The following is a 13,014-nucleotide window of genomic DNA, read 5'->3' on the forward strand; positions in this document are numbered from 1 at the left end:
TTTTTATAATTTCCTGACTTCGAAACTTTCAAGCCCTTTGACTTTCCCGGTTTCAAAATAAGTGTGGAAGTAGTGCTGCAGTGAGTACTCATCCAGATGCTCTTTATAATAAACTTTCCCCTTGTCCGGTGAATCTTCCGAAGGCAGTGCCTCCACCGTAAACATGCCCATTTCCCCGGTTGCCTGCACCACCCCTATATCCAGCTCCTGGTTCAGCTGTGCGAGTGATACAAATCCGGTCTGCCCTTCTTCAAGCAGTTCCAGCGCTTTATACACGTCATCGATGGTCGGTGCGTCATTGCCGCCCTGATCCATAGTGAGCGATGTATACGGGTCTCTATCTTTATCACCTGCCGGCTGACTGCTTCTGAACATATCAAATATTCCCATGGAATCCTCTTCCCTTTAATATATTTCCCGGGTAATAAAACCCCGGCCGATCATTCAAAACTGTCGCTCCAATTGATGATTTCAGCCCCCTCGACGGAGACTTTCCCCCTGCTCAGCACGTGGGGGACGAACTTGAACATGGCCACACGATTTCCCTTTTTACATTCCTCCACGAAATACTCGAGCGTCTCCATCGGCAGTGCTTCCGCTTCCCTGTACGCACCGATATCCAACACCTCGACATTTTCCATGGCGATGGGCGCTTCCGCCCCCTTATAATATTTTTTATCAAAGCGGTACAATACATTCTTGTTGTCTTTCAAGTGCTCTATGGGTATCTTATAGAACTTCAAGTCATCCTTCAAGTTCAGGTCGAGCTTCTTCAATTCCCTGTAAACATGATGCGGATGCAATGCGGAAAAATGGACGACATCATTCCACAGGCAGTCGAGACAGGGCACTTTCCTGTCCATCAGAAATTCCCTTTCCGGGTGGTCATCATATTTGCTGATGTACTTCGCATACAAATTTTCATCCAGAGCCTTCATCCAGTTCAAAGGTATGAGATGATGGCCGGACATGTTTTCAGGCACCAGGTGATAAACGAAATTCATGCTTCCCTCCCCCATTCATATCAGTCGTCGCTCAAACGTTTCAGCATATGGTAGGCTGTGAAATCCTTCTTTTGAATGGTCTCCATCGTCCTGTAGCCGAGTTTCTCATAATAAGCCACATTTTCTGCGTTGGCCGTATAAAGATAGAGCGGGCGTCTGACCGACTCCGAATATTCATCGAGTGCCGCCATCATCGCACGTCCGATCCCCTTGCCCTGGAAATCCGGGTCCACCGCAAGCATCTCAAGGAGCAACGCATCTTTCGGTATGGCCGCAGGCTGCTGCATCGCTTTATACAGCCTGTAGAGCTTTTTATATTTGACTCTCTTCACAACAGGCGCGACCTTCCTAAGCTTCCTGATGATCTGCTTCAAGTTCGAAAGGCCATGCCCCTCACCCGTCATCCTCATCGAGTAGACACCGGCGATCTCACCTTCATACAAAGCAACATCAACCTTTTCCCCGTGCTTTTTAAACACCGTCAGTTCAATCTGCAGCAGCTCGGCGAAAAGCGCCTCCGTTTCCGGGTCGCTGAAATCGAATGTGTTCCTGGCGAACTCCTCTGTCTGGAAACTCTTTGAGATTACACGCGCTGCCTGTTCGATATGCTTTTTTTCCATCGGGATAATCTCTATTGAACTCATAACCGGCTCCTCTTTTGGGTATTTGCATCCTTTTATTTTCATTATACAATAAATGACCTCTGAATATTACTTCAAATAAAAATCTCATATCCCTACTCCGATATTACATCTCGGCGGAATCCTATCCGCTGCCCACTTGCTGAACAGCAGTGCTTCATATTTTTCATACGCTTCTTCCGTATAACACCGCTCCGTGCCGTACACATAAAACGGCGGAATCTTTTCTTCGCTGAACAGATTTCCATCGAGCTCTTCCCTGATCAGCCGGTCCAGGCCCGCGAGGTCCTCACGGAATGCCGCCGACCGCTTGCCGCCCCGCCGCCTGTGTTCCTCATCCATCGCCTTGAGCATAGCGAGCGCATCCGGCAGATGAGGCCTGCCTTCATTGTAGACCGCCTTCACCACAGGGTGGTGGAGGTACCGCGTATTCACTTCGACCAGTCCCATGCCGCCGAGGCAGACACGGATGATCTGATACAGTTCCAGCACCTGCTTCGACAACCGCCTGTTATCGAGGAACCTCGCACTGACATTATGATCCGGACTCACCCTGAATATCTGCATCAGCCTTCCATGCCCTCATTTCTGTAATAATCGCCGAGGCGTGCATATTCGGGAAGGGCCTTCAGCACCTCATCGCGCTTTTTTGGCCATTCCTCATCACTGTACTGCGCCTTCAGCTCATTGAAAGGTTCCATGTTATTGACATCATACCGGGTGGTGAGCAGCCAGAGCTCTTCGAGGTAAGCCTCATGATCCTTCTTTATCTTATACAATTCCTTCAACTGGACCGTATACTCCCGGCTGAGTCCATGCGGCTTATGATGGATTTCCCTGCCTGCTCTCAACAGTTCAATCGCCTGATCATACTCCCCGTTTGAAATGTGCCGGTCTATCGCGAACCGCCTCACTTCAAAGAGGTCCAGATGATCCTCGATGAACGCATCCATCTTATCTTCATCATCCATCTGCTCCGCCAGTTCCAGATAGAATTTCGCCCATTTCTCAAGCTCCGCTTTATCCGGCGCGGCTTCACCGACCAGCGACCCGATCTGCTGGCCCGCGATCTGCAGCTTTCTTTCCATCTGGTTCGGTTCCCTGAAATTATCCAGCAGGAATTCAAGGTACTTATCCGTATCCGTCGCATCACCCAGGCTCGCATGCCTTGAAATGATCCATCTGAACATTGTGACGGCCACCGACCTCGGCCCGTTGTTCAGGATCGCCTGCCACACCCTGAAGATTTCATCCATGATTTCAGATACCACCCCGCCGGCATCTTCTATATGAAGTTTATTGATACGGAGGAAAATCAGCTTGGTGATATCAAATGCTTCTTCGAAATACTTGTTGTTGACGAGGCCGGTGACTTCATTGTTCAGGAAGTCGTTCAAACCTTTCTCCATCCTTCTCGCTTTCGAATACGGCACAAAGCTGCCTTTGTCGACATTCGGATTGACGATTTCCTGATACCGCTTCTTATACTGGTCGAAGTCTCCTTCGGTCAACTCATTGTTGCTGAGGAGCCTGAGGCGCATCACCAGGTTCTCGTCTTCACTGAGCAGATCCACCACGAAATTCTGCAGCGTTTCCTGATCCGTATTTTCCACAAGGTGCCTCAATTCATTCAAGTTCGTCATTTTCTCACCCGCTTAATCAGTTTTCTCACTTCAAGTATACATGAATGCAGTCGCTTCCAAAGGGAAAATACTTCGGGATTTTCATAATATTCCTGCCTTAATACCGGATTAATGGCAGAAAATTCAGGGTATTGAATAGATAGATTAAAATTTCAGGAGGGGTTTTGAATGTCTAAGAAAAAAGACGAACTGAGGCAACGCGACACGATTGATAACACCAAAGAAGCTCCGCTGACGACGAACCAGGGGTTGCCCATGAGTGAAGATGAATTTTCTTTGAAAGCGGGGGAAAGGGGACCGACTTTGATGGAGGATTTCCATCTCCGCGAGAAAATCACCCACTTCGACCATGAACGGATTCCCGAACGCGTCGTCCATGCCCGGGGTTTCGGCGTCCACGGTGAGTTTGAGTTATATGAATCACTTGAGAAGTACACGAAGGCGAAATTTCTGACGGAACCTGGTAAGAAGACACCTGTATTCACACGTTTTTCGACTGTTGCCGGAAACCGTGGTTCAATGGATATACCCCGTGACGTCCGTGGCTTTGCGACGAAATTTTATACCGAAGAAGGAAACTACGACCTGGTGGCTAATAACATGCCTGTATTCTTCATGCAGGACGCGATAAAATTCCCGGATATGGTGCATGCAGTCAAGCCTGAACCACATAATGAGATTCCTCAGGCAGCTTCTGCCCATAACACTTTCTGGGATTGGGTGGCCATGAATACTGAAAGTGCCCATATGGTCATGTGGCTGATGAGCGACCGGGCACTCCCGAGAAGCTACAGCATGATGGAAGGTTTCGGTGTGAACACTTTCAGGCTCGTCAATGCCGAAGGCAGAAGCCACTTCGTCAAATTCCACTGGAAACCTCTGGACGGCACCCACTCTGTCCTATGGGACGAAGCACAGCTCATCAACGGCAAGAACATCGACTTCAACCGCCAGACGCTGTGGAAAAATATAGAAAATGGCCAGCCCGCGGAGTTCGAACTGGGCCTCCAGATCATTCCCGAAGAGGATGAATTCAAGATGGACTTCGATATTTTGGATCCGACGAAATTATGGCCGGAAGAAGACGTGCCTGTACAGATTGTCGGCAAGTTGTCGTTGAACCAGAATGTCGATAATTACTTTGCGGAAACCGAGCAGGTCGCATTCCATCCGGGGCATGTCGTGCCGGGCATCGACTTCAGCAATGACCCGCTGCTGCAGGGGCGTTTATTCTCCTATACGGATACACAGCTCATCCGTCTCGGCGGACCGAACTTCCACCAGATTCCGATCAATCGCCCAATATGCCCGTTTTCGAACAACCAGCGTGACGGTTACCATCAGTCTTACATCCATAAAGGCGGTACGGCACATCATAAGAACCATATGAACAACAACCAGCCTGAGCCGCTCAGCCCGGAAAAAGGCGGATATGAACACTATAATGAAAAAGTCGAAGGGCGGAAAGTACGCGCAAGGAGCGACAGCTTCAAAGACCATTTCAGCCAGGCGAAGATGTTCTTGAACTCCCTGTCAGAACCGGAGAAGCAGCATCTTTACGATGCATTCAGCTTCGAACTCGGCAAATGTGATATGGAAATCCGGAACCTCGTACTGAAGGAACTGATCAATAAAATCGACCGTGACCTCGCGGAGTATGTGGCTGATCAAACCGGAGCCGAGCTTCCTGAAGAGAATGAAGAATCCACATACGGAAAAAGCTCTCCTGCACTCAGCATGATGAACACGAATTTTTCCTTGAAGACTCGCACAGTCGGTGTCATCGTCACACCAGATGTCACAGAAGACACTTTGAATGAAACAAAATCGAAGCTTGAAGATAATGGCCTGCAGGTCAAATTCATCTCGGATAAAATGCATAAGATCGGCGATATTACATTGGATGAGACGTTCGATACGGTGCACTCCGTCCTGTTCGATTCCATGATTATCATGACTGGCGAATCAGAGCTGCCGGCACCGGCGGTCGAGCAGCTGGAGATCGCGTATAAGCACAAAAAAGCGATTGGTTTCGGCGGAAACGTCTCTTTTGATCAACTCTCCTTCTCCGATGGGGAAAAAGGCGTATCCAATATAGAGACCGACCTTGATATATTCCTCGACGACGTCAAGCATCACAGAGTATGGGACAGATAAGTGCACTTGATGAGCCCCGGATTTCGGGGCTCTTTTTATTTGGTCCGGCAATGGTAGAGCTGTGCTGTCGCTACCGGCCAAACGAAACCCCAATTGGCCGATGGGAGCAGTCTACCGGCCAAACGAAGATCCACTTGGCCGATGGAGGCAATCTACCGGCCAAACGAGACCCCACTTGGCCGATAGGGGCAGTCTATCGGCCAAACGAAAACCCACTTGGCCGATGGGGGCGGTCTACCGGCCAAACGAGACCCCACTTGGCCGATGGGGACAGTCTATCGGCCAAACGAGACCCCACTTGGCCGATGGGGACAGTCTACCGGCCAAACGAGACCCCACTTGGCCGATGGGGTTTTATTCATCAAAAAAAGCAGAACCCCCAATAAGGGGTTCTGCTCTGCATCAATCATTACTCCTGTGGTTCCGTGATGACACCGCAAGCCACCGGGTCTCCGGCATCGCCTGACGGCTGGGAGACATAGTCATCCGGATCTTCATGGATGATTAAAGATGTACCGCTGTCGGTCATGAGGGAAGTCTCGACTTCCTCATCCAGGATCGTCACGTTTTCAGCCGGGACTTCGGTCGACACTGTGCCGTCCTCAGCCACTTCTATGTTTTCAAGATCTCCGGCATGCGGGCCGTCCTCATGGTCGAACCCATGGGAGGCATCCGTTGGATTAAAGTGGCTTCCGGCCGTCTCAAAGGTCGGTCCTTCGCACATTCCTGCATCATGTATATGCATGCCGTGTTCGCCGGGCTCCAGCCCTTCAGCTTCAAGCGCAATCGTGAGGCCGTCCTCTTCAGATTCAGACAGCACCGCCGTGCCGATCGGCTCTTCCTCAGTGTCGTACATCGTCACTTCGATTTCCTCCGAAGGCGCCTCTGCCGCGCCGTCGCCGTTTCCATCTTCCTCGGCACCCCCGCCGGATTCTTCATCCGCACCGCAGGCCGCCAGTACAAAAACCATCATGAACAATGGTATAAATGCCCATCGCTTCATTAAACATCCCTCCTTAACTTTACTGGGTCTGTTCCCTGTTCAGGGTGGAATAAAACCGGTTCTGCATTAAACGTCATTCCAAATCGTAATTGGCACCTCTTGAATACTGGTTGGATGCATCCCAGAGCAGGAATTCATCTATACCGTTGTCTTTAAGTGCCTGGATCTGTGCTTCGACTTCATCTGCGCCATACTCCAAATAATTTCCTGCACCGAGGTAGGATGCGGTGAAGTCCTGCAGCCACGGCCTGCTGATCGGCGGGTCGTCAAGTTCTGCAAGCACTGCGTTTTCTTCCTGCGCATATTGATTGATCACTTCATACGGTTCGGTATCCGGGGCATCGATGCCGAATAATCCCGGTCCCCAGTGGCTTGGATAGATCATTGAAGAAATGACATCCACTTCTTCCGAGATACGGCTGAAGTCCTGTCCGATACCTTCCGCCGCACCATGCGTTGCAGAGTACCCGAAGATGTCGACGGATACGTCCACACCGTAAGGCTGCAGCTCATCATATGCATATTCAACGAAGTCGGTCACTGCATCGACCCTCCGTTCACCGGCTTCCCTGTCGTCGTCATATTCCCCAAGGTCATAATCAAGGGAATCCCCGTAAAATTCGAACCCTTCCGGGAATCTGACATAGTCGAACTGGATTTCCTTAAATCCGAGCTTCGCCGCTTCCACCGCGATATCGACATTGTAATCCCATACTTCCTTCAGGAAAGGATTGACGAAGTTTTCACCACGTCCGTTCGCCCAAACCGAGCCATCGGCGTTCTGGAAGGACAACTCCGGTGCCTCTGCAGCAAGCCTCGAATCCTTGAATACGACGATGCGTGCAATCGGATAAATCTGATTCTCTTCCATCTGCGCCATCAGCGTCTCAGGGTCGACGTACGAATGCATGTTATCGACTGCAACTTCATTCTCAAGCGGCAGCTCCATCATGATGTCGCCCATGTCCTCTTTCACGTCTATGACCATCGAATTCAATCCGGAAGTGCTCACATAGTCGACCAGTTCGTTCATCGGCTGTTCGCTCCCGGCGATGTAGCCCGAGACGAATATGCCCCTGACACCCTCCTCCGGATAAGGTATTTCAACACCGCTGTCATAGGTGAAGTGTGACGGCATCTCTTCCGGCGCATTTAAAACCGGCTCATCGCTGATGTCCAGCACATCGGCATCCGCCTTTCCCGCAGTCACCGCGGAAATGACAGCAAACAGCATGACCGCCATTAATGATTTCATCTTCATTCCGAATCCTCCGTTTCCATGCTCTCAATATTTTCAGGGTCTACAATTTCATACCCCTCTGCTTCAAGCCCCTCTACGATGTCCGGTAATGCCGCGGCAGTCCACTCCCTGTCGTGCATGAGCAGGTTTGCGCCATCCGTGAGAAGTTCCGTATTGACCATGATGTCCGCCAGCGCCCCGGGATCCTGATAATCCGCCTCCCAGTCATAGCCGTAAGTCCAGTTCATCAGTGTCATGCCCTCTTCTTCAGCGATGCGCACCGATTCTTCGGTGTTGATGCCGAACGGCGCCCTGAAGAATCTTGGACGCTCACCGGTGATCTCCTCGATCAGGTCGCTCGTGACGGTGATCTCTTCCCTCGTCTCTTCCGGTGTGATCTGGTTCAGGTACGGGTGCGTCGTGGTGTGGTTGCCGATTTCAAAGCCCATCGCATGGATTTCTTCGAGCGCTTCCTGGCCCGCTTCATCCTGGATGAACATGCCGTTTACGAAAAATATCGCACCGGCATCCATCTCACTCAATGTTTCCGCCATTTCGACCGCCTGTCCGTCCGGTGCATCATCGATCGTGATCAATGCGACTTCGGGATCTGCGTCATCGATCGGCACGATCTGAAATGTTTCAGGATGCACTTCATAGGAGAACCCAGGCTCGGTTTCTTCCGTTGCTTCCGTTTCGTCAGCTGTGCCTTCTTCAGGAGCTGCCTCTTCCCCGGCCGCTTCTCCTTCCGACTCTTCGGCAGCCTGGTCTTCAGGCGCCTCCGGCTGTTCTGCGTCCTCTTCATCGCCGGCACCCCCGCAGGCTGCAAGCAGCAGGACGAACATCAGCATGAATATATGTTTCATCATGACTCATCCTCCCCGCTGAGGAGTTCCATTGCATGATTTTTATTCTCCTCCAGATTCGTCAGGGATTCGTTCAGGGAGCGGTAATGCTCATCGAGTGATTCATGCTGCTCGTTCACCGTCTCGAGGCCTTCGTTGAAATCCTCATAATCTGCTGATGACTCCCCGAGTGAATTGTAATACTCACGTTCTGCTTCCAATACTTCTTCGTACTGGGGGATGAACGCTTCCATCGTCCCATTGATCGACCCGAGGTTTTCCGTAATGGATGATACGGTGTCCTCGATCTCCGCCTCGTCTTCCTGGAAAGTGACCTCCTGCAGTTCCTCATTCACGGATTCATGGGTCGAGACGCCTTCCCTCAAGTTCTCCAGGACGGCGCTCCTTTCATCCACATTCGTGAACACTTCTGCCGAGGAGTCGGCAAAATTCGATAAATTTTCTCCTTCAAGCGATGTTTCAAAATCCTCCTGAAGCTGATCTTCGTAGTTGATGAGTGTTTGCAAGTCCTGTTGTAATGATGATTCTTCAAGTGTTTCCATCTGGTCTTCCACCTGGGCGGAGGCGTTGCCGCACCCTCCCATCACTAATATGACACCTGATAATAAAAACATTTTTTGCAATCCTTGTCTCATACATATCTCCTTATATTTGGTTTAGAGCCATTATAACAACTATATATGGAAAAGGTATGTATAATCCTGCTTTTTTTGAAGAAATTGGGGGAAAAGGGAATTCGCTGTACGTTTAGCCGTCTTCCCCACGGGTTACAGTACAATAAAGATCGGAAGGTGAATGAAATGAATGAGCTGCTGAACTATACGGAACACAGGACCGCACCCCTGCCCTCCGGCCCGTGGGTGATGTTCCAGAAATGGGAAGAGGTGGTGACCCTCCACATCCCCGTCGATCCGGAGGAGTTATCCCATCATGTGCCCGATGAGCTTGAGCTGGATGTATATGAAGGGCGGGCATGGATCTCGATATTCCCGTTCAATGTAAAGAACCTGAAGTTCAGGAATATACCGAGGTTCCCGTATTTCCATAAATTTCTGGAGCTGAACACGAGGACCTACGTGAAGCATAAAGGCATACCGGGTGTTTATTTCTTCAGCCTGGATGCCGAAAAGATCATTCCGGTGCTCGGTGCCCGGACGGCGACGCTCCCGTATTATAAAGCGAAGATGAAGAGGCAGAGGAAAAACGGATGGACACATTTCTACAGCAGACGCCAGCATGACGCAAAAGCATGGTTCGACGGCAGGTATAAAGTCCTGTCCAGTGCCGCACCGTCCGAGGAAGGCACGCTGGACCACTGGCTGTTCGAGCGCTACAGGCTGTATAAGACGCTCGGGGGGAAAGTGATGCATATCGGCATCCACCATCTGAAATGGAAGCTTGCCGACGTCTCAGTCGACTATGATCCCGATTCCATCAATTCACTACTGCCCGGCGATATGACCGGGGAGCCCGTCATCGCGCACTATACGCCGGAACTGGATGTACTTTTCTGGCCGCCTTACAAGTCCGAGTGATGCGTGATCACCCTATTGGCCTGCTCATGATGATCTGCCGGCCGACCGGCCCTTCAAAACTGCGGCCCGTGTCTTTGAATCCGGCTTTTTCATATACATGCTGTGCCGCTTTGTTTCTGACATTGACGCCAAGGACCACTTCGTCGACATTACCGTAATGTGCTTTCACGAAAGCATCGAGCTTCCGAAATGAGCCACTGGCGATGCCCCGGCCCTGCTTCCTCGAATCGACGGAATAGCTGAACATCACGAGCGCATCCGGATTGTCGCTGTATTCCTTCACCACACTGCCGCTCTGTAAAATAAAGACCCCGGCAACACTGCGCTGGATGATCAGCACCATCCGGCGCCGGGGATCATGCAGGCAGCTTTCGAGCACATCCAGCGGCCGGGCGGAAAAGTGCGCATCCTCATCCGTCAGTACATACGCCTTCAAGTCATCGTAGTATGAATCATCGTAGAACTTCAGCTTCACTTCTTCAGTCATATCCATCACCTGTCTGTCGGAATTTCAATCATTGTTCATGATACTATATAAATGGTCACTTTTATAACCGGGAGGGGTTTGAATGATACTGGTCAGTGCATGCCTCATCGGAGAAAATGTACGCTATGACGGCAACAACAGTCTAAATGAGAAAATCAGGCGCCTGATGGATGCGGGCCGCGCACTGCCCGTCTGCCCGGAAGTTTTCGGCGGCCTGCCGACACCGAGGCATCCGGCGGAAATCCAGGGCGGGGACGGGCATGATGTGCTGGAAGGCAGGGCCAGGGTCGTCGACACTGCCGGCAAAGACGTCACCGCACACTTTTTAAAAGGTGCATACGACACACTCGAGATTTTCAGGCAATACGCGCCCACAATGGTCGTCCTGAAGGAAAACAGCCCGTCATGCGGCAGCAAAGCCATTTACGACGGCACCTTCAGCGGCAATAAAGTCCCCGGCGCCGGTGTGACGACGGCCCTTTTGGAGAAAAACGGCATCAAGGTCATATCGGAAAAAGAGTTTGAGGCATTATAAAAAGCGGCTGTCCATCAGGACAGCCGCTTAAATTATGGTCACTCACCTTTTTTTGTTTCCTTGTTTGTTTCCGTATCTTCATCTTTGCCCACTTCTTCACCTTCAGGAATTTCTTCAAATTCATCAGGCAGTGTCTTCTCGAATGCTTCAATTTTTTCTTCCAGCTCTTTTTTGGTCTCTTCTTCGTAGCCAGGTTCATAGAGCAGGTGTCTTCTTTCAAGTTCGATGATGTGGTATTCGCTGCGCAGCGCCTTATACAAGGATATCGCAAGCAGCACGACGATGAAGGTGAACGGGAATGCGGCAATCAGCATCGCCATCTCAAGGGCATTCAGGCCGCCTGAGAATAACAGCACCATTGCGGTACCGGCAAGGATTGCACCCCACGTAAGCTTCACTTTAAGCGGCGGGTTCAAGGAACCGCCGGTCGTCAGCATGCCAAGCACGAATGTACCGCTGTCGGCGGATGTGACGAAGAATGACGCAATCAGCAGTATTGCGATCCCCATGATGATCGGTGCTGCCGGATAGTTCTCGAGGAAGGCGAAGAGTGCAACCTCATTCCCTTCATCCACCATCAGGCTGTAGAGCCCGCCATTCAGGATGCCGTCGGTTTCAATGCCTGCGACACCGAAGACCGCAAACCAGAGGGCACTGAACAATACAGGCACACCCATTACGCCAAGGATGAATTCACGTATTGTACGCCCGCGGGAGACACGCGCGATGAAACTGCCGACGAAAGCCGCCCAGCCGATCCACCATGCCCAGTAGAACAGCGTCCAGTCATTCAGGAAACCGCGGTCACCTTCGAATGCATTCATGCCGAGCGTCATGCTCGGAAGATTTTGCACATAGTTACCGAGGTTCGTCATGAACGCCTCGATCATCTTCACGGAAGATCCGAAGACGAATACGAAGAGCATGAGCGCTATCGCCATGATCACGTTGCCGATGCTCAAGTAACGGATCCCTTTATTCAGACCCGTCGCAGCCGATGCCACAAATGCAAGTGTAATCAGGATGACGACGATCATCTGTGTGACGATGGTGTTTTCTATGAAGTCGAAACTGTAGCTGAGTCCTGCTGAAACCTGCGTTGCACCAAGACCGAGGGACGTTGCGATACCGAATATCGTACCGAATACCGCAAGCACGTCCACACTCTTACCCATCCATCCATTCGCCCTGTCGCCGAGCAGCGGGACGAGCGATGAACTCATGAGCAGCGGTGCCTTATGTCTGAAGTTGAAGTACGCAAGCGCCAGTCCGACGACCGCATACACGGCCCAAGGATGCAGGCCCCAGTGGAATAATGTATACTGCAGCGCTTCCTGCTGGGCGGCAACCAATTCACCTTCGACCGTCGGCGGATTATAGTAATGGGTCAGCGGCTCGGTGACACCGAAGAACACAAGACCGACACCCATACCTGCCGTGAACAGGAATGAAAACCATGTGAATGCTCTGTACTGCGGCTTTTCATCCTGCCTGCCGAGCCTGATCTTACCGTACGGGCTGATGATCAGGAACAATGCAAAGAGTACAAAGCCGGTCATCGCGAGCATATATACCCATCCGAACGTATTGGATATGAAATCATTCACATAACCGAGTATCATCTCAAGGTTACCGGGGAAGAAGACGCCCCATAATATGAATACAAACGCTATCGCCAGAGAGATATAAAAGACTGAAGTGACCTTTGACTTACTATTCATTCATAAACCCTCCTAAAATTTTGTGCCATCCACTGATGTAGACGAAGACAGACTTTGCGGCCCGGGACAAAAAAAGGCCTTTATAGTAAAATCTTACCCTAAAAGACCCCCCATAATCCAGAACCCGCAGCATTTCCGTCCATATAACAGCAGGCACTTACCGCACCAAACCTAATCATGGT

Annotated in this window: 14 protein-coding genes; 3 read left to right on the top strand and 11 right to left on the bottom strand. The window is 50.9% G+C overall.

Going from position 1 to position 13,014, the window contains the following annotated elements:
- Positions 1-3 precede the first annotated feature (3 nt).
- From LPW40_RS06745 to LPW40_RS06765, 5 genes are all read right to left on the bottom strand, one after another.
- Positions 4-375 carry a hypothetical protein gene (locus tag LPW40_RS06745; protein WP_230821474.1) on the bottom strand — a complete coding sequence of 124 codons (372 nt, stop codon included), beginning with the start codon at positions 373-375 and terminating at the stop codon, positions 4-6.
- 65 nt (positions 376-440) lie between these two features.
- A complete protein-coding gene (locus LPW40_RS06750) occupies positions 441-1,004 on the bottom strand; it encodes a group-specific protein (RefSeq protein WP_230821475.1) in 564 nt (187 codons plus the stop codon).
- A 20-nt stretch (positions 1,005-1,024) separates the two neighbouring features.
- Positions 1,025-1,648: a GNAT family N-acetyltransferase gene (locus LPW40_RS06755; protein ID WP_230821476.1), complete on the bottom strand. Its 624-nt coding sequence runs from the start codon at positions 1,646-1,648 to the stop codon at positions 1,025-1,027.
- Positions 1,649-1,732: 84 nt separating this feature from the next.
- On the bottom strand, positions 1,733-2,212 hold the full coding sequence (locus LPW40_RS06760) for a pyrimidine dimer DNA glycosylase/endonuclease V (protein WP_230821477.1): 480 nt from the start codon (positions 2,210-2,212) through the stop codon (positions 1,733-1,735).
- Positions 2,212-3,288, bottom strand: a complete 1,077-nt coding sequence (locus tag LPW40_RS06765) for a hypothetical protein (protein WP_230821478.1) — start codon at positions 3,286-3,288, stop codon at positions 2,212-2,214. Before LPW40_RS06765 ends, LPW40_RS06760 begins: the two co-directional genes overlap by 1 nt.
- 168 nt (positions 3,289-3,456) lie before the next feature.
- Between LPW40_RS06765 and LPW40_RS06770 the strand changes: the two genes are divergently transcribed.
- Complete coding sequence (locus LPW40_RS06770) at positions 3,457-5,445, top strand: catalase (RefSeq protein ID WP_230821479.1); 1,989 nt, start codon at positions 3,457-3,459, stop codon at positions 5,443-5,445.
- A 409-nt stretch (positions 5,446-5,854) separates the two neighbouring features.
- On the opposite strand, the gene LPW40_RS06775 is transcribed toward LPW40_RS06770, so the two are convergent.
- From LPW40_RS06775 to LPW40_RS06790, 4 genes are all read right to left on the bottom strand, one after another.
- Positions 5,855-6,448, bottom strand: a complete 594-nt coding sequence (locus tag LPW40_RS06775) for a superoxide dismutase family protein (RefSeq protein WP_230821480.1) — start codon at positions 6,446-6,448, stop codon at positions 5,855-5,857.
- A 73-nt stretch (positions 6,449-6,521) separates the two neighbouring features.
- Complete coding sequence (locus LPW40_RS06780) at positions 6,522-7,703, bottom strand: putative glycoside hydrolase (protein ID WP_230821861.1); 1,182 nt, start codon at positions 7,701-7,703, stop codon at positions 6,522-6,524.
- A gap of 2 nt (positions 7,704-7,705) precedes the next feature.
- The gene (locus LPW40_RS06785; protein WP_230821481.1) at positions 7,706-8,557 is read right to left on the bottom strand and encodes a polysaccharide deacetylase family protein; all 852 of its coding nucleotides are present in this window, start codon (positions 8,555-8,557) and stop codon (positions 7,706-7,708) included.
- Entirely contained in the window at positions 8,554-9,168 is a 615-nt protein-coding gene (locus LPW40_RS06790; protein ID WP_230821482.1) for a YkyA family protein, read from the bottom strand. The genes LPW40_RS06785 and LPW40_RS06790 overlap by 4 nt, the downstream gene beginning before the upstream one ends.
- A gap of 186 nt (positions 9,169-9,354) precedes the next feature.
- Between LPW40_RS06790 and LPW40_RS06795 the strand changes: the two genes are divergently transcribed.
- The gene (locus LPW40_RS06795; RefSeq protein ID WP_230821483.1) at positions 9,355-10,089 is read left to right on the top strand and encodes a YqjF family protein; all 735 of its coding nucleotides are present in this window, start codon (positions 9,355-9,357) and stop codon (positions 10,087-10,089) included.
- A gap of 7 nt (positions 10,090-10,096) precedes the next feature.
- Here LPW40_RS06795 and LPW40_RS06800 read toward each other — a convergent pair whose 3' ends face one another.
- Complete coding sequence (locus LPW40_RS06800) at positions 10,097-10,576, bottom strand: GNAT family N-acetyltransferase (RefSeq protein WP_230821484.1); 480 nt, start codon at positions 10,574-10,576, stop codon at positions 10,097-10,099.
- 82 nt (positions 10,577-10,658) lie between these two features.
- Between LPW40_RS06800 and LPW40_RS06805 the strand changes: the two genes are divergently transcribed.
- Positions 10,659-11,111, top strand: coding sequence for a 2-thiouracil desulfurase family protein (locus LPW40_RS06805; RefSeq protein ID WP_230821485.1), 453 nt, complete (start codon positions 10,659-10,661; stop codon positions 11,109-11,111).
- A 38-nt stretch (positions 11,112-11,149) separates the two neighbouring features.
- Here LPW40_RS06805 and LPW40_RS06810 read toward each other — a convergent pair whose 3' ends face one another.
- The gene (locus tag LPW40_RS06810) at positions 11,150-12,832 is read right to left on the bottom strand and encodes a BCCT family transporter (RefSeq protein ID WP_230821486.1); all 1,683 of its coding nucleotides are present in this window, start codon (positions 12,830-12,832) and stop codon (positions 11,150-11,152) included.
- Positions 12,833-13,014: the final 182 nt, after the last annotated feature.

The sequence above is a fragment of the Salinicoccus halitifaciens genome, from assembly GCF_021026095.1.
Taxonomy (GTDB): domain Bacteria; phylum Bacillota; class Bacilli; order Staphylococcales; family Salinicoccaceae; genus Lacicoccus; species Lacicoccus halitifaciens.